This is a genomic window from Enterococcus sp. DIV1328a (assembly GCF_050536905.1).
GTDB classification, from domain to species: domain Bacteria; phylum Bacillota; class Bacilli; order Lactobacillales; family Enterococcaceae; genus Enterococcus; species Enterococcus faecalis.
Genome location: NZ_CP172912.1, coordinates 1,394,163 through 1,409,682, shown reverse-complemented (window position 1 = coordinate 1,409,682; position 15,520 = coordinate 1,394,163). Strand labels below are relative to the sequence as shown.

Annotated in this window: 18 protein-coding genes; 13 read left to right on the top strand and 5 right to left on the bottom strand. The window is 38.0% G+C overall.

All coding sequences use genetic code 11. The features are described 5' to 3' along the window. Positions 1-56: 56 nt before the first annotated feature. Positions 57-947, top strand: a complete 891-nt coding sequence (locus IGL93_RS06830; protein WP_002357425.1) for a phosphate ABC transporter substrate-binding protein PstS family protein — start codon at positions 57-59, stop codon at positions 945-947. A gap of 41 nt (positions 948-988) precedes the next feature. Here IGL93_RS06830 and pnpS read toward each other — a convergent pair whose 3' ends face one another. Both pnpS and IGL93_RS06820 read right to left on the bottom strand, forming a co-directional pair. Further along, positions 989-2,764: a two-component system histidine kinase PnpS gene (gene pnpS, locus IGL93_RS06825; protein WP_010707533.1), complete on the bottom strand. Its 1,776-nt coding sequence runs from the start codon at positions 2,762-2,764 to the stop codon at positions 989-991. Continuing rightward, the gene (locus IGL93_RS06820) at positions 2,761-3,471 is read right to left on the bottom strand and encodes a response regulator transcription factor (RefSeq protein ID WP_002360193.1); all 711 of its coding nucleotides are present in this window, start codon (positions 3,469-3,471) and stop codon (positions 2,761-2,763) included. The genes pnpS and IGL93_RS06820 overlap by 4 nt, the downstream gene beginning before the upstream one ends. A gap of 162 nt (positions 3,472-3,633) precedes the next feature. On the opposite strand from IGL93_RS06820, the gene IGL93_RS06815 reads away from it, so the two are divergent. The 3 genes from IGL93_RS06815 (at position 3,634) to ffh (ending at position 5,943) form a co-directional block, all read left to right on the top strand. Further along, positions 3,634-4,098 (top strand): DUF523 domain-containing protein, encoded by a 465-nt coding sequence (locus IGL93_RS06815; RefSeq protein ID WP_002357428.1) that lies wholly within the window; start codon positions 3,634-3,636, stop codon positions 4,096-4,098. Between the two features lie 83 nt (positions 4,099-4,181). Beyond that, positions 4,182-4,520 (top strand): putative DNA-binding protein, encoded by a 339-nt coding sequence (locus IGL93_RS06810; protein WP_002357429.1) that lies wholly within the window; start codon positions 4,182-4,184, stop codon positions 4,518-4,520. Positions 4,521-4,524: 4 nt separating this feature from the next. After that, the gene (gene ffh / locus IGL93_RS06805) at positions 4,525-5,943 is read left to right on the top strand and encodes a signal recognition particle protein (protein WP_002360194.1); all 1,419 of its coding nucleotides are present in this window, start codon (positions 4,525-4,527) and stop codon (positions 5,941-5,943) included. A gap of 74 nt (positions 5,944-6,017) precedes the next feature. Here the strand turns inward: ffh and IGL93_RS06800 are convergent, their stop codons facing one another. Continuing rightward, positions 6,018-6,773, bottom strand: a complete 756-nt coding sequence (locus IGL93_RS06800; RefSeq protein WP_002377293.1) for a MerR family transcriptional regulator — start codon at positions 6,771-6,773, stop codon at positions 6,018-6,020. A gap of 117 nt (positions 6,774-6,890) precedes the next feature. Next, positions 6,891-7,445: an NADPH-dependent FMN reductase gene (locus tag IGL93_RS06795; protein ID WP_002357432.1), complete on the bottom strand. Its 555-nt coding sequence runs from the start codon at positions 7,443-7,445 to the stop codon at positions 6,891-6,893. Positions 7,446-7,586: 141 nt separating this feature from the next. On the opposite strand from IGL93_RS06795, the gene IGL93_RS06790 reads away from it, so the two are divergent. The 9 genes from IGL93_RS06790 (at position 7,587) to IGL93_RS06750 (ending at position 15,167) form a co-directional block, all read left to right on the top strand. Further along, positions 7,587-8,390 carry a GNAT family N-acetyltransferase gene (locus IGL93_RS06790; protein ID WP_010775871.1) on the top strand — a complete coding sequence of 268 codons (804 nt, stop codon included), beginning with the start codon at positions 7,587-7,589 and terminating at the stop codon, positions 8,388-8,390. A gap of 146 nt (positions 8,391-8,536) precedes the next feature. Continuing rightward, positions 8,537-8,812 (top strand): 30S ribosomal protein S16, encoded by a 276-nt coding sequence (rpsP, locus tag IGL93_RS06785; RefSeq protein WP_002357434.1) that lies wholly within the window; start codon positions 8,537-8,539, stop codon positions 8,810-8,812. Between the two features lie 11 nt (positions 8,813-8,823). Further along, on the top strand, positions 8,824-9,069 hold the full coding sequence (locus IGL93_RS06780; protein WP_002357435.1) for a KH domain-containing protein: 246 nt from the start codon (positions 8,824-8,826) through the stop codon (positions 9,067-9,069). Between the two features lie 120 nt (positions 9,070-9,189). After that, a complete protein-coding gene (locus IGL93_RS06775; protein ID WP_002357436.1) occupies positions 9,190-9,756 on the top strand; it encodes a hypothetical protein in 567 nt (188 codons plus the stop codon). Positions 9,757-9,970: 214 nt separating this feature from the next. Then, positions 9,971-10,912, top strand: coding sequence for a ribonuclease Z (rnz, locus tag IGL93_RS06770; protein ID WP_002360200.1), 942 nt, complete (start codon positions 9,971-9,973; stop codon positions 10,910-10,912). Then, the gene (locus tag IGL93_RS06765) at positions 10,913-11,701 is read left to right on the top strand and encodes an SDR family NAD(P)-dependent oxidoreductase (protein WP_010707539.1); all 789 of its coding nucleotides are present in this window, start codon (positions 10,913-10,915) and stop codon (positions 11,699-11,701) included. A gap of 16 nt (positions 11,702-11,717) precedes the next feature. Beyond that, a complete protein-coding gene (locus IGL93_RS06760) occupies positions 11,718-12,185 on the top strand; it encodes a LapA family protein (protein WP_010707540.1) in 468 nt (155 codons plus the stop codon). A 154-nt stretch (positions 12,186-12,339) separates the two neighbouring features. Beyond that, positions 12,340-14,652, top strand: coding sequence for a single-stranded-DNA-specific exonuclease RecJ (recJ, locus tag IGL93_RS06755; RefSeq protein ID WP_010707541.1), 2,313 nt, complete (start codon positions 12,340-12,342; stop codon positions 14,650-14,652). Positions 14,653-14,654: 2 nt separating this feature from the next. Then, on the top strand, positions 14,655-15,167 hold the full coding sequence (locus IGL93_RS06750; RefSeq protein ID WP_002357441.1) for an adenine phosphoribosyltransferase: 513 nt from the start codon (positions 14,655-14,657) through the stop codon (positions 15,165-15,167). A 106-nt stretch (positions 15,168-15,273) separates the two neighbouring features. Here the strand turns inward: IGL93_RS06750 and IGL93_RS06745 are convergent, their stop codons facing one another. Beyond that, positions 15,274-15,471 (bottom strand): hypothetical protein, encoded by a 198-nt coding sequence (locus tag IGL93_RS06745; protein WP_002360203.1) that lies wholly within the window; start codon positions 15,469-15,471, stop codon positions 15,274-15,276. Positions 15,472-15,520: the final 49 nt, after the last annotated feature.

Sequence of the window (15,520 nt, the reverse complement as noted above, 5' to 3'; positions counted from 1 at the left end):
AATTAACAGAGTCTTGGTAGACTAAACTTGTAACTAATTGAAAAGGAAGTGCAAAGATGAAAAAACGTGTAATTGCAGCAACTATGCTGAGTCTAGGGTTATTATTAACTGGGTGCGGAGCTCAAGGAGGCACAACTGAAAAATCCAGCGAAGCGGATAGTAACAAACCAGTTAAAATTGTCGCTGTTGGTTCCACCGCTTTACAACCGTTAGTAGATGCTGCGAAAGATCAATTTACACAAGAACATCCTAATTATACAGTTTCTGTCCAAGGTGGCGGCAGCGGAACAGGACTTTCGCAAGTTGCAGATGGCGCAGTGACCATTGGAAATTCCGATGTGTTTGCCGAAGAGAAAGATGGCGTGGATGCCTCTAAATTAGTCGATCATCGGGTGGCCGTGGTTGGTATGGGACCAGTGGTCAACAAAGAAGTCGGCGTGAAGAATTTAACGAAGCAACAATTGATTGATGTCTTTACTGGCAAAGTCAAAAACTGGAAAGAAGTGGGCGGCAAAGATCAAGAAATCGTCGTAATAAACCGCGCAAACGGAAGTGGCACCCGAGCAACATTTGAAAAATGGGGCTTAGATGGAGCTAAACCAGTTCAATCACAAGAACAAGATTCTTCGGGAACAGTTCGTAAAATTGTTGAACAAACACCAGGAGCAATCAGCTATTTAGCTTTTTCTTATATGGATGATTCCACCGTTGCCTTAAGCATTGATGGTGTTGAACCAAAAGAAGAACACGTGAAAGACAATTCATGGAAAATCTGGTCTTATGAACATATGTATACAAAAGGGGAGCCTAATAAAGAAGTAAAAGCCTTCTTAGACTATATGGTCACCGATGATGTTCAAAAAACAATTGTCAAAGACTTAGGTTATTTAGCCATCACAGACATGCAAGTAGAACGTGATGTAAATGGAAAAGTAACTGAAAAATAAACAAAAAAACTCAGCCAATAAACAGGATTGGCTGAGTTTTTTTAGGCTTCTTTTTTTGTTAAAGGCAAGGTGATTGTAAAAGTGGTCCCTAAGCCTAAGTGACTATCAATGGCGATTTTACCGCCTAATAATTCTGTGTAATTTTGGACAATAGCTAGACCTAGACCGGTGCCACCAGAATGACGGCTACGTGCTTTATCGACACGATAGAACCGTTCAAAGATCCGTTCTTGGTCTTTTTGACTAATGCCAATGCCAGTATCTTGAACAGATAAACGTAATTGCTGATTTTCTATAGCATAAGAAATAGTAATCTGACCATTTTCTTGGGAATACTGAATGGCATTTTCAATTAGATTCTTCACGATTGGATAAAACAATTCGTATTTGGTGAAAAACTGGCTCTCTGGCAGACCATGAACGACTGTTTTCAGCTGTTTTGCTACCAATTGTTGCTGATAAGAGCCGAGAATTTCTGTAATAAATTTTTCTAAAGTAATTTCTTGTTCTGCATAAGGAATTGTTGCGCTGCCCCGAGAAAGTTCTAAAATTTCTTGAATTAATTGTTGCAGACGCTGGGCATCTTTTTGCATGATGTGCAAAAATTGATCAAGGACTTCCGGATCTTCTTTGGCACCGTCTATGAGTGTCTCGGTAAAGCCCAAAAGAGAAGTGACAGGCGTTTTTAATTCATGAGACACGTTTGATACAAAATCTTTTTGCATTTTTTCTAGTTGGCGAACGCGCGTTAAATCATAGGCAATTCCTAACACTTGATAATCATTGGCGCTTTGATCATCCAAGTAACGAAGAGAAAGATCTAAGCGTAAAGGTGTGGGTCCTTGTGTCACAGTGATTTCTTGATGTAAACTGTTTTTTTCAGCAACGACTTGATGGATTAAATGAATCAAATCGGCGTCTTGAATCACTTCAAGATAATTGCTTTGCATATTTTTAGCAGAGAGTCCTAACATTTCCTGCATTTTAGGGTTCAACAGACGAAGCCGTCCTTGCGTATCAATGATAAAGACACCAATCATCAACTCATCTAAAAGTTCGTGAAATTGCTCATCCGCAGACGTATACGCTTTATACGTTTGACTTACTTGTTGACTCAGTAAGTTAATAGTTTCGTAAAGTTCATTCCATTCAGAAGATTGCTGGATAATGGATCGATTTTCATCTGGATGTTTAAGCATTCGTTTCAGAATCGGTAAGACGGTCACTAGCGGTTGATTTTTTTGCCGTAACAATAAAAAGATAAACAAGGTAATTAGTAGGAACAAGATGCCAAATGTAAAGATAATATAGCGACGAAAAGATTGGATATTTTTAGAAAATAGCGCAGTTTGTTCCGAAATCCGAATAATACCAACGATTTCTCCTGATTTTAAAACAGGCGTGGCAACGTACAGAAGTTCTTTATTTAACGTTTTACTCTTTCGTAAAGCTGAACCATAGGTAGCTCCTGATAGAACCGCAGCGATTTCAGGTCGTTTTTTGTGCGACTCTAGCGGTTCATTTTGGCTGCTGTCAAAAAAGACGGTACCATTTTTTTGCAACAAAGTTACCCGTTCTTCTGCATCATCTAACGCATGGGTGACAAGGAGTTGTTGTTGGTTTGTCAGTTGCCCTTTTTCGAAAACGGAAGGGGGCAACTGGTCTGTTAAAAGGGTATTTTTTCTTCTTAAATAGGTTTCTTGCTGAGCAACCATTTCTTTTTGAAAGAAAAAATTGGTCGCTGCAATACTCCCGACAAATAATAAAAGCATGACTGCCGCAACTAAAAAATATTCAATCCGCAGTCTCTTTTTCATCGTTTTGGCTCCTGAAAACGGTAGCCAAAGCCACGGACAGTTACTAAGTAAACGGGCCGTTTAGGATCGGGCTCGATTTTATCACGTAAATGACTAATGTGGACATCGACGATGCGACTTTGTCCAGCGAAGTCATATTGCCAAATTCGTTCCAACAAGGTTTCCCGATTAATGACCCGATCTTTGCGTTTCATAAAGTAAACGAGTAATTCAAATTCTTTCGGTGTTAGTTCAATGGGCTGATTGCGCACAAAAACTTCATAATTTTGTTCATCCACACGAATCTCGCCAATCACAAGCGGAGCTTTAGGTGTGTCCTCTTGAAGCGGTTCGGTCGTGGTAGGTTTTAAACGACGAAAAATAGCTTTCATGCGTGCTAGGACTTCTCTGGGACTAAAAGGTTTTGTTAAATAATCATCTGCCCCAATTTCCAAGCCAATGATTTTATCTACTTGTTCATCTTTGGCAGTTAAAATCAAAATAGGCGTGTCAATTTTTTCTCGACGAAGTGCTTTGGTAATTTCTAAGCCATCCATACCAGGAAGCATTACATCTAAAATTATAAAATCATATTGATTAGACAAAGCTAATTCGAAGCCGTTTTTACCATCTTCGGAAGTAGTCACCTGATAGCCTTCTTTTTCCAAATTAAAGGTTAACAAAGTTAAAATCGATGGTTCATCATCGACGACAAGAACTTTTTTCATTTACATAACTCCTTCAAGAAATTTCTGAAAATAAGTGTATATTTCACTATTGTTAGTTTAACATATTTTTAGAGGAAGAACGTACTTTAAAGTAAGCGAGAATGCTACTTTTGAGAAAAGTCAACTCATGGTATAATAGAGAAATGAAATGAGGAGAAGCGAATGATTGGTATTAGTAGTTGCTTAGGTGGGATTTGTTGCCGTTACGATGGAAAATCTCAAGAACAAGAAGCGTTAAAACAACTTGTAACTAATGGAAAAGCAATAATGATTTGTCCCGAAGTTTTAGGAGAGTTGCCCATTCCACGTCCGCCAGCAGAAATCATTGGCGGGGACGGCTTTGATGTTTGGGCGAATACTGCTTATGTATATACGGATAATGGGGAAGATGTCACTGAGGCGTTTAAAGCAGGGGCACAGCGCGCGTATCAAAAATTAAAAACTCAACAAATTACAACCTTGATCTTGAAAGAAAAAAGTCCCAGCTGTGGCAGCCAGCTGATTTATGATGGACAATTTTCTGGCATTAAAAAAGCTGGAGTTGGAGTCGCAACTGCTTATTTTATTCAACAAGGAATGACCGTTTATTCTGAAGAAACATGGCAACTTGCGGACATTTCTTTTTAAAAGGTAAAAACTTAGTAAAAAAAGATTGACTATTCCCTATGAAATCGGTAACCTATAAGGGATTGAAGATGGGAGCACGGCTCATGGAAATGGAAAAAACAAACCGCATGAATGCGTTATTTGAATTTTATTCGACATTATTAACGGAAAAGCAGATGAATTATATGGAGCTTTACTATGCTGATGACTTTTCTTTAGGAGAAATTGCGGAAGAATATGAGGTTAGTCGCCAAGCGGTTTATGATAACATTAAACGAACCGAAAAAATTTTAGAAGAATATGAAAAAAAGTTACATCTTTATTCAAACTATGTTGTACGGAAAGAATATCTTGAACAACTACAGCAGTATGTTCAAGAAACTTATCCCAAAGATAGTGAAATCAAAAAATATATTGAACAAATTCAAGAAATAGAGGAATGAAACTATGGCTTTTGAGAGTTTAACAAACCGCCTACAACAGGCAATGAGTAAAATCCGTCGTAAGGGAAAAGTTTCCGAAGCCGACGTAAAAGAAATGATGCGAGAAATCCGTTTGGCTTTATTAGAAGCCGACGTTAATTTACAAGTGGTCAAAGATTTCACAAAACGCGTCAGAGAACGGGCAGTAGGAGTTGAAGTATTAGAAAGCTTATCACCAGCCCAACAAATTGTGAAAATTGTTGATGAAGAATTAACGAAAACTTTAGGTTCAGAAACGGTTGAACTGAATAAATCTCCAAAAATCCCGACAGTGATTATGATGACAGGGTTACAAGGGGCTGGTAAAACAACTTTTACTGGTAAATTAGCAAAACACTTAATGAAAACTGAAAACGCTCGTCCGCTTTTAATCGCTGGTGACGTTTATCGTCCAGCAGCGATTGATCAGTTGAAGGTTTTAGGTCAACAATTAGAAGTTCCCGTTTTTGATATGGGAACAGATGCTAATCCAGTGGAAATTGTTCGTCAAGGGTTAGCGTTAGCAAAAGAAAAGAAAAATGATTATGTCTTAATTGATACGGCCGGCCGTTTACACATTGACGAAGCTTTAATGGACGAATTGAAACAAATTAAAGAGTTGGCTAATCCCAATGAAATTCTGTTAGTTGTTGATGCGATGACGGGGCAAGATGCTGTCAACGTTGCAGATAGTTTTAATGAACAGCTTGGAATTACTGGGGTTGTTATTACCAAAATGGACGGCGATACTCGTGGGGGGGCTGCGCTGTCAATTCGGGCAGTAACGGGGGCTCCGATTAAATTTGTCGGTTCTGGTGAAAAATTAACCGATTTAGAAATTTTCCATCCCGATCGTATGTCGAGTCGTATCCTAGGTATGGGGGACATGTTGACGCTAATTGAAAAAGCGCAACAAGATTACGATGAGAAAAAAGCAGAAGAACTTGCTCAAAAAATGAAAGAAAACAGTTTTGACTTTAACGATTTCATTGAGCAATTGGATCAAGTTATGGGCATGGGACCGATTGAAGACTTATTAAAAATGATCCCTGGGATGAGTAACATGCCTGGTATTGAAAATGTCAAAGTCGATCCAAAAGATGTGGCACGGAAACGGGCGATGGTCTTATCAATGACCCCTGCAGAACGTGAAAATCCTGATCTATTAAATCCTAGTCGCCGCCGCAGAATTGCAGCTGGTTCAGGAAATAGTGTGGTTGAAGTCAATCGTATGATTAAACAATTTAAAGAATCCAAAAAAATGATGCAACAAATGTCCAAAGGGGATATGAACATTCCTGGTATGGATCAAATGCTAGGTGGCGGCGTTAAAGGCAAGCTAGGTAAAATGGCCATGAATCGTATGATGAAGAAAAACAAAAAGAAGAAAAAGAAAAAAAGATAAACAGGCTTTAGTTAATTATTGGAAGAAACAGAAAGTGCGCCATCAGTCGAAGAGACTAATGGCGCACTTTCTGTTTAAGCGTAGTTTTGGATAATTGCGTTTAACGCTTCGGCAAAACCAGCGCCGTGTTGTTCATAATATGACGTAAATCGTTCATCGCCAACATACATAAGGCCTAACCCTTTGTGTGCTTCTGGCGAATAGCTTGACCAAGAGTACATTAACCAATCTTTGTGTAATTGGAAAATTTCTTGCGCAAGTTGACTAGTCAACTTGGGTGATTTTTGATACATGGCTAACTTAGAAAATAAATCTTTTTCCACGTTCTGCATTGCTTGCATGTCTTTTTCCGTCAAGTTTAAATATTTTTTGTTGGCTTGTTCAATCGTTTCGTTGCCATATTTTTCCCGAATCTCTTTACCATATTTTTCTTCGTTTTCTTGAACTCGTTGTTGTTTGAATGCTTCGAATTTTTGCTGATCTGACATGTTTATCTCTCCTTTGTAATGGTGTAAGGTTTGTTGAACAGAGGCTAAAAGACGATCAATTTCATTGCGCTTTTCCAATAGCTTTTGTTGATGCTCGTATAAAGCCTGTTCAACATTAAAGTCAGGTTGCTCCAAAATTTCTTTAATTTCATCTAGTTTCAGATCCAATTCACGGTAAAAAAGAATTTGTTGCAAACGATTCACCTCGGCTTGCCCGTAAATTCGATAACCAGAAGAATTAATTCTGGCTGGTTGAAGAAGACCAATTTCATCATAATATCGTAACGTCCGTGCACTGACGCCAGATAGTGAAGCCATTTTTTTAATTGTATATTCCATCATTCATTCCTCCTGACAAAATCTATCATAAACCTTTACGTAACGAGAGGGTCAAGCAAAAAAATAAAAAAAGTGAGACAACCTGTAAAAAGTTGCCTCACTTTTTCTCGATTGATTCAATTAGGCAGTTAAGCGATTAAAGAAATCCACGTAAGCATCTACAATTGATTGTAAGAAACCAACAGTGCCATCAATAATTTTACCATCTTCACCAATTAAGTTCGTAATACCGCCAATATAGGCTTCAGGTTGTTGTAAAGTTGGAACATTTAAGAAGACTAATGATTGTCTTAAATGATGGTTCGCACCAAATCCGCTAATTGCACCTGGGGAAACACTCACCACAAGTCCTGGTTTTTTATCCCAAACGCTTTCGCCATACGGACGTGAACCGACATCCAATGCATTTTTTAAAACAGCTGGTACTGAACGGTTATATTCTGGTGTTACAAACATTACGCCATCTACTTGTTTAACTTCTTCACGGAATGTTGTCCAAGCTTCGGTGGGGGTTCCTTCATCATCCAAATCTTGATTGTATAATTCTAAATCACCAATGTTAATAAAAACAGGTTCGAAATCAGCTGGAAATAAGTCCGCCATTGTTTTTGCTACCAATTTGTTAAATGAATCTTTTCTTAAACTCCCTACAAAAATACCAATTTTTTTTGTCATGTAAATCCCTCCATTTTTCTTTTACTTACTTTATGATAGTACTTTTTCAAAAAAAGCGCAAACGTTTTATCCTTGTACATTGTTGAACTTCGTAACTTCACGTATAATAGCTAGTAAAAGGATGAGTAAAGGAGCAACTGCTTGAATAAAAAAATAAATTGGCGCCGACAGTTAACACAGTTGGAGAAACAAACATTGACTGAATTAAGAAACAAGGAAATGATTAAACAAGAAACTTTTTATAAATTGGAACAAACATTTCCTGAGGAATCAGCTTATACTTATTATGGTTTATACAGGAAGGGACAAACCATTCAAGCGTATATCGTAGGGTATTGTTTTGATGGGGAAACCTTGGAAGCGACGATTGTTGCGCCAAATGTAGGACCATTTTTTGAAGAACTTGTTCAAGAACTCGAAAAGCAAGCAGCTTTGTGGGGAATGAAAGAAGTCTTTCTCGTGATGGACGACGAGCAATCTGTTGGCCTGAATTATTTTAATAGACAAGGAATTGTGCCAGCTTTTTCAGAACAGTATCTGGTTTTTCAAAGAGAAACTTACTCACAGGAGTTGGCGAAGCTGACACTTCTCCGACCACAAGCGGCTGATTTGGATTCCTTGGCTAGGTTACTCGAAGGTACGCCTTTGCCGGAGGACCTTCAACGAACACTTATTTATAAAGAAAACAATCAACTTTTAGCCACGCTACGTTTGGATCATTTTGAAAACGAATGGGGGATTTATGGCTTTGTTGTGACAAAAACGCAACGAGGTCGCGGTCTTGGCCGTCAAGTGTTACAGTCTGCGCTCCGAATGATTTTAGAAAAGTCAGCCTCAGCGACTATTTTTTTAGAAGTTGAAACAGAAAATCAAGCAGCGCTTCATCTCTATCAAACAGAAGGCTTTCAAGTGAGAAACCAGTACAACTATTATCAAATTTTGTAAAAATTCTTCATTATTTCGTTTGTTTTCCTGCAAATTGGCTAAAAAAATTGAAAAAAAGTAAAGGTGTCAAGAAAAAACTCTTTACAGGTTGTTGTTAATCTGTTAAACTAACTCTTGTGATTAAGTTAATGGAGGTGTATTTAATAATGGCAGTTAAAATTCGTTTAAAACGTATGGGTTCTAAAAAGAGTCCTTTTTACCGTATTGTAGTAGCTGATTCTCGTTCTCCTCGTGATGGACGTTTCATCGAAACTGTAGGTACTTACAACCCTTTGAAAGACCCTGCAGAAGTAGTTTTAAAAGAAGATTTAGTTTTAGATTGGTTATCTAAAGGTGCGCAACCTTCTGATACAGTTCGTAACATCCTTTCAAAAGAAGGCGTTATGAAAAAACATCATGAAGCTAAAAACGTTAAGAAATAAGGTGATTGAGTATGGCAGATGTGAAAGAGTTAATTTTAACTATTGTCCGTCCGTTAGTCAGTCAACCTGAAGCAGTCTCATTAGAAATTGAGGAATCAACTGATTTCCTCGAGTATAATTTGACTGTGGCCAAAGAAGATATTGGACGTATCATTGGTAAACAAGGGCGTGTTGCAAAAGCAATTCGGACAATTGTTTATAGTGTACGTATCGATGGTCCGAAAAAGGTCCGTTTAAATATTCTTGATGGTAAATAAGCATTAACAAGGAGGTAGCCTAGCTATCTTCTTTTTTTATACATAACCAAAAAGTTTTCATTGCTAGAGACAGGCCTTTCTTGCTAAAATAGATGTATCCAGAATAAAGGAGCGATTTGTATGGCAAAACGAATTATCATTATGAACTTTGATATTGAAAGTAAATCGTACCAAGCATTTTCCGAAATAAAAAAGATGCAGGCAGAAAGACAGCTTAAAGGTGAGCAAATGGCGGTTGTTACGCATGTTAATGATGGCCAGCATCAATTTAAAATCAATGATTTTATCGATTTTACAGGCAACAATCATACATCAAAAGATAGCATGATTGGGATGCTAGTAGGCATATTAGGTGGTCCTCTGGGCATTCTTTTTGGCTGGTTTGCTGGAAGTATGTATGGTGCAAGCAAAGATGCCAAAGAAATTCAAGAAGCACAAACGGTTTTTGAACATGTGATTCAAAAGATTGATGAAGGACAAACGGGATTGTTATTAATTGCAGAAGAAGAAGACAACCGTCCACTCAACCAGTTGGTTATGTTTGACTTAGGTGGCGAAATCACGCGGCTTGATTTAGAGGAAGTCCAACAAGAAATTAACGATGCGAACGAAGTTGCAAATGAAGCGAAACAATCGTGGCAAGCAAAAAAAGAACAACATAAAGAAGCGACATCGAAAGAAGAATAAGGATCAAAGACTGTTTTCTGAATAAAGGGAAACAGTCTTTTAAAATACTAAGAAATCACGGTTTTTTATGGTAGTTTGCTAATTTTTTGTTATTTTATCGTAAAATGCGGTAAACTAAGAAGAAAACTTTGAGAAAATAGATAAATTATTATTTGCTAAAGGAGCAAACTTCTTCTAAAATAAAAAGGAAGTTTAAAAGAAAGTATGGTAGCAGATGGAAATACAATTTTTAGGAACAGGCGCTGGTGTGCCAGCAAAACATCGCAATGTCACAGGGATTGCGTTGAAATTATTAGATGAACGAAATGCAGTTTGGCTCTTCGATTGTGGGGAAGGGACTCAATTGCAAATTTTAAAAAGTAGTATTCGCCCAAGAAAAATTGAAAAGATTTTTATTACACATTTACATGGGGATCATATTTTTGGTTTACCTGGTTTGTTAAGTAGTCGTTCTTTTCAGGGCGGGACAGAACCTTTAGAAATCTATGGACCAGTTGGGATTGCTGATTTTGTTAAAACTTCTTTACGGGTCTCGCAATCGCGGTTGTCCTATCCACTGAAATTTATTGAATTAACGAAAGAAAATGACGTTATTTTTAAAGATAAACAATTCACTGTTCGCTGTAATATCTTGGACCATGGCATCACGAGCTTTGGCTATCGAATTGAGGAAGCAGCGCATGAAGGAGAATTACAAGTAGAGAAACTTCAAGCTTTAGGGATTCCTTCTGGGCCGTTGTATGGCAAACTCAAACGTGGTGAAACGATTGTTTTTGATGGACAGGAAATTAATGGACAAGCGTTTGTGGGAGAGCGTAAACCTGGACGAATCGTGACGATTTTAGGAGACACTCGCAAAACTAAAAATAGCGTAACCTTAGCACGACGAGCGGATGTTTTAGTCCATGAAAGTACGTTTAATAAACACGAAGCAAAAATGGCAAAAGCCTACTTCCACTCAACCAGTCAACAAGCAGCTGAAGTTGCAAAAGAAGCGCAAGTAAAACAACTTATCTTAACGCATATTAGTGCCCGTTATTTAACCAAAGAGGCCTATCAGCTTCAAGAAGAAGCCCAAGAAATTTTCCCCAATACAAAAATCGTAAAAGATATGGATATCATTGAGATTCCATTTGCCAATGAAGGAGGAGCTTAGATGGATTTAACAAATAAAGTCGTTGTCGTAACTGGAGGTTCAGCTGGTTTAGGTGAACAAATTTGTTATGAAGCAGCTAAACAAGGGGCAGTCGTCGTTGTCTGCGCCCGCAGAATTAATTTGATTGGTAAAGTTCGCGAGCAGTGTGCCACTTTAAGCGGACGAGAAGCATTTTCTTATCAATTAGATATTGCCGATCCAGAAAGTGTTGAACGTGTGGTTGAAGCTATTTCAGCAGAAGTTGGTCCTATAGATGTTTTAGTCAACAATGCTGGTTTTGGCTTGTTTGAAAATTTTGTTGAAATTGACTTGGCTGTTGCACGCCAAATGTTTGATGTCAACGTTCTAGGAATGATGACGTTTACTCAAAAAGTAGCTATTAAAATGATTGAAGCTGGGCAAGGACATATTATCAACGTTGCTTCAATGGCTGGGAAGATGGCTACAGCTAAATCAACCGTTTATTCTGCAACGAAATTTGCTGTGTTAGGTTTTTCAAATGCTTTACGTTTAGAATTGAAACCGTTGGGTGTAGCAGTAACGACTGTTAATCCAGGACCAATCCAAACAGAATTCTTTGATAAGGCGGACCCGACAGGCACTTATCTAGCTGCGGTGGATAAAATTGTTTTAGACCCTACGAAATTAGCGAAAGAAGTGGTTGGGAGTATGGGGACTTCTCGACGTGAGATTAATCGTCCGTTTGTCATGGAAGCGGCTGCCCGCTTTTATACATTGTTTCCAAATTTAGGAGATTTCATAGCGGGAAATATTTTAAATAAAAAATAAAGGAGTCGATCAAGTCATGAAAAATCAATGGCGTGTTATTTTGGGCCTTGTGTTGGTCTTAATTGTTGTTATTTTTGCTGTTTTAAATAATCAAGCTGTTCCAGTAAACTTTGGTTTTACTAAAATTAGTGGACCGTTAATCTTAATTATTTTAGGTTCTGCAATTATTGGCGCACTAGTTGGGTTACTAACCTCCACAACCACTATTTGGAACCAACGTAAAGAATTAAAAGCTGTACAAAAAGAGTTGGATATTTATAAAAATGATATGGATAAATTAGTCAAAGAAGAAACGGAAAAAGTTCAACGTTCTTTTGATAATCAATTGGCTGATTTGCAAGCCAAACAAGCGGCAGCACCACAAGTCTCAGAACCAGTGGTCAACGAACAAACATCAAACACAGAAGTAGACGCAACGCCTGTGTCAGGTAGTCGTATTGATCGTTATGTGAAACCTCGTGTGAATGAAGAGGAACAAAAATAAGGAAGAGACTTTATCGCTAAGTTTCTTTTAAAATAAAACTGTGATATCTGCTATTTATCTAACAGATATCACAGTTTTTTTCTCAGATTTAAAAAAATGCTTTCTTTAGTTTTTGGAAAAATTTTGCTATAATTACTTGGTTAGGAGTGACGTCGTGAAAAAATCAAACTATCAATGGCAGTTACAGACAAAGACAGAATTACCTGTAGAATTTATAGAACAATTAAAAAAAGAAGAAATTAATCCATTAATTGGCCAACTTTTATGGCACCGCAATATCCGGACAGAAGAAGCATTACGTAAGTTTCTACATCCGACTATCGAAGATATTTATGATCCGTTCTTAATGCATGATATGGAGAAAGCGGTAGCCCGTATCCAGCAAGCCGTCGAAGCGGGTGAACAAATCCTTGTCTATGGGGATTATGATGCAGATGGCATCACTAGTACCACGGTTATGAAAGAAGCAATCGAATTAGTCGGTGGCATGGTTCAGTACTTTCTACCGAATCGTTTTGTTCATGGATATGGACCTAATAAAGACGTATTTGCTGAACAAATTGAACAAGGAGTCCAATTAATTGTAACCGTTGATAATGGTGTAGCCGGACATGAAGCAATTAGCTACGCTATGGCTCAAGGGGTAGATGTAATCGTTACTGACCATCATGAATTGCCTGAACAATTACCAGAAGCCTTTGCGATTGTCCACCCTAGACATCCGCAAGGTGACTATCCTTTTGGAGATTTAGCTGGTGTTGGTGTGGCTTTCAAAGTCGCTACTGCGTTACTTGGTGAATTGCCAATTGAGTTATTAGATTTGGTAGCAATTGGGACAATTGCTGACTTGGTTTCATTAACCGATGAAAATAGAACGTTTGTCAAAATGGGCCTTCAAATGATTCAAACTGGTGATCGAATTGGTTTAGACGTTTTATTACAAGAAGCGGGTGTGAAAAAGGAAGCTGTTTCAGAAGAATCAATTGGCTTTACCATTGGACCTCGTTTAAACGCATTAGGTCGATTAGGGGAAGCCGCACCAGGTGTTGAATTGATGACTACATTTGATGAAGAACAAGCGCTGGAAATCGCTAAATATATCGATCAACAAAACAATGAACGAAAAGACATTGTAACGACGATTGCCAAAGAAGCGCTGGATTTAATCGACCCGAATGCGCCGGTCCATATTTTAGCGAAACAAGGCTGGCATGAAGGCGTCTTAGGGATTGTCGCGGGCCGCATTATGCAAGAAACGGGGAAACCAACCATTATTTTAGCAATAGATGAATCTGGTACGACCGCTAAAGGCTCTGGACGTAGCATTAGCGCATTGAATCTCTATGAGGCGTTGAACGAAGTGCGTGAGCAATTCACTCATTTTGGTGGGCATCATATGGCAGCGGGAATGACTTTACCTGTTGAAAATATTCCTTTTGTTCAAGAACATTTGGCACACTTTATTGAAAAAAATCAAATTGATATGGCTAATGGACAAGAGTTACTTATTAGTGAGAGCTTAGCGGTTTCGCAGGCAACGACTGCTTTTATTGATCAATTGCGTATTTTGGCGCCTTTTGGGACCGATAATACTGTGCCAACTTTTGTATTTAAGGAAATCACGCCTACGCAAATTCGGCAAATTGGTGCAGATAATACACATCTGAAATTTCAAATGAATCAAGAAGGGGCACAATTGGATGCAATTGCTTTTCAAATGGGGCCTCAAGCGGATGAACTAGCACAAGGAACCGCCGATGTGGCAGGCCAACTTTCCATCAATGAATGGAATGGTCGTAAGAAACCACAATTAATGGTGACTGATTTTGCTGTATCTGGAAGACAATTATTTGATTTTCGTGGCAAAAATAATCAAACGAAACCAATTCCTTCAGAAGCAACAGCTTATCTTTTGTTTGATGAAAAAAATCAAAAATTCATTTCAGATCCAACCGCTAATATTATTGTTTGGTCAAACCAAGAAGAATTGGTGGAAGCTGTTTCTCAAAATCAAATCGAACAACTGGTTTTTGTCGACTGTCCTGTGGAATCAATCACGGTTAAAGAAATTGTTGAAGCAACTGAGATACAACGTATATACATGATGTTTATTTCACCAGAAGAAGCTTATTTAAACGGTATGGCTTCACGTGAACAATTTGCAACATTGTATAAATTTATTTTGCAGCAAAAAGAAGTAAATCTACGTTCTCAGCTATCGAAGGTGGCAAATTACTTAAATATCCAAGAAAAATTATTAATTTTCATGATACAGGTGTTTTTTGACTTAGGATTTGTTACAATAGAAAGCGGTGTTTTAAACAGTATTGAGAAACCCGACAATCGACCATTGACTGAAAGTCAAGTGTACCAACAACGATTGAAAAAAATAAAAACAGAAGAATTTCTACTTTACAGTGATTGTCAAACAATACAACAATGGCTGTGGAATGAGGAGGACAAATAAAAATGGATTTAAGAGATTACATTGCAAGCATTCCAGATTATCCTGAGAAAGGGATCGTGTTCCGTGACATTTCTCCATTAATGGCTAATGGGGATGCCTATCGTGAAGCAACGAAACAAATCGTGGATTACGCGAAAGAAAAAAGAATTGATATGGTTGTAGGACCGGAAGCTCGTGGCTTTATTGTCGGCTGTCCAGTGGCTTATGAATTAGGGGTTGGCTTTGCTCCGGTTCGCAAAAAAGGAAAACTTCCTCGTGAAACCATCGAAGTGACTTATGACTTAGAATATGGTTCAGATACATTAACGTTGCACAAAGATGCCATCACACCAGGTCAACGTGTTTTGATTTGTGATGACTTGCTAGCAACTGGTGGTACAATTAAAGCAACCATCGAATTAGTCGAACAATTAGGTGGTATTGTGGTTGGTTGTGCGTTCCTAATTGAATTAATGGATTTACATGGCCGCGATAAAATTGATGGCTACGATATTGTTACCTTAATGGAATACTAATCTAATTTAATTAGAAAGAGCGAAGGAATTTAATCCTTCGCTCTTTCTTTGACATATTTATAAAAACGGAGCATAGCTTGGGGGGAACACACCGTTTTATTATTTATTAAGGGAACTTACGATAAACGTATCTTGCTTGCTGTTGTTTACGTGTACGTGTATAACGCTTCTCATCCCATGACATAAACCAAAGAATAAATAACGGCGTCACGATCATAAAAGCAAGACGTAATCCTAATGTTCCCAAAAAAATACCTATAACCAATACAAAAAATAAAAATCCAACACGACGAATTGCTTCCATGTGTATCACCTCTTCATTTGATTCGAACGAGTGTTCGTATTGTTATTAT

Excerpts from the sequence above, each read along its gene's own strand:
- IGL93_RS06830 (WP_002357425.1), top strand. The coding sequence starts at position 57 with ATGAAAAAACGTGTAATTGCAGCAACTATGCTGAGTCTAGGGTTATTA.
- pnpS (WP_010707533.1), bottom strand. The coding sequence starts at position 2,764 with ATGAAAAAGAGACTGCGGATTGAATATTTTTTAGTTGCGGCAGTCATG.
- IGL93_RS06820 (WP_002360193.1), bottom strand. The coding sequence starts at position 3,471 with ATGAAAAAAGTTCTTGTCGTCGATGATGAACCATCGATTTTAACTTTG.
- IGL93_RS06815 (WP_002357428.1), top strand. The coding sequence starts at position 3,634 with ATGATTGGTATTAGTAGTTGCTTAGGTGGGATTTGTTGCCGTTACGAT.
- IGL93_RS06810 (WP_002357429.1), top strand. The coding sequence starts at position 4,182 with ATGGAAATGGAAAAAACAAACCGCATGAATGCGTTATTTGAATTTTAT.
- ffh (WP_002360194.1), top strand. The coding sequence starts at position 4,525 with ATGGCTTTTGAGAGTTTAACAAACCGCCTACAACAGGCAATGAGTAAA.
- IGL93_RS06800 (WP_002377293.1), bottom strand. The coding sequence starts at position 6,773 with ATGATGGAATATACAATTAAAAAAATGGCTTCACTATCTGGCGTCAGT.
- IGL93_RS06795 (WP_002357432.1), bottom strand. The coding sequence starts at position 7,445 with ATGACAAAAAAAATTGGTATTTTTGTAGGGAGTTTAAGAAAAGATTCA.
- rpsP (WP_002357434.1), top strand. The coding sequence starts at position 8,537 with ATGGCAGTTAAAATTCGTTTAAAACGTATGGGTTCTAAAAAGAGTCCT.
- IGL93_RS06780 (WP_002357435.1), top strand. The coding sequence starts at position 8,824 with ATGGCAGATGTGAAAGAGTTAATTTTAACTATTGTCCGTCCGTTAGTC.
- IGL93_RS06775 (WP_002357436.1), top strand. The coding sequence starts at position 9,190 with ATGGCAAAACGAATTATCATTATGAACTTTGATATTGAAAGTAAATCG.
- rnz (WP_002360200.1), top strand. The coding sequence starts at position 9,971 with ATGGAAATACAATTTTTAGGAACAGGCGCTGGTGTGCCAGCAAAACAT.
- IGL93_RS06765 (WP_010707539.1), top strand. The coding sequence starts at position 10,913 with ATGGATTTAACAAATAAAGTCGTTGTCGTAACTGGAGGTTCAGCTGGT.
- IGL93_RS06760 (WP_010707540.1), top strand. The coding sequence starts at position 11,718 with ATGAAAAATCAATGGCGTGTTATTTTGGGCCTTGTGTTGGTCTTAATT.
- IGL93_RS06750 (WP_002357441.1), top strand. The coding sequence starts at position 14,655 with ATGGATTTAAGAGATTACATTGCAAGCATTCCAGATTATCCTGAGAAA.
- IGL93_RS06745 (WP_002360203.1), bottom strand. The coding sequence starts at position 15,471 with ATGGAAGCAATTCGTCGTGTTGGATTTTTATTTTTTGTATTGGTTATA.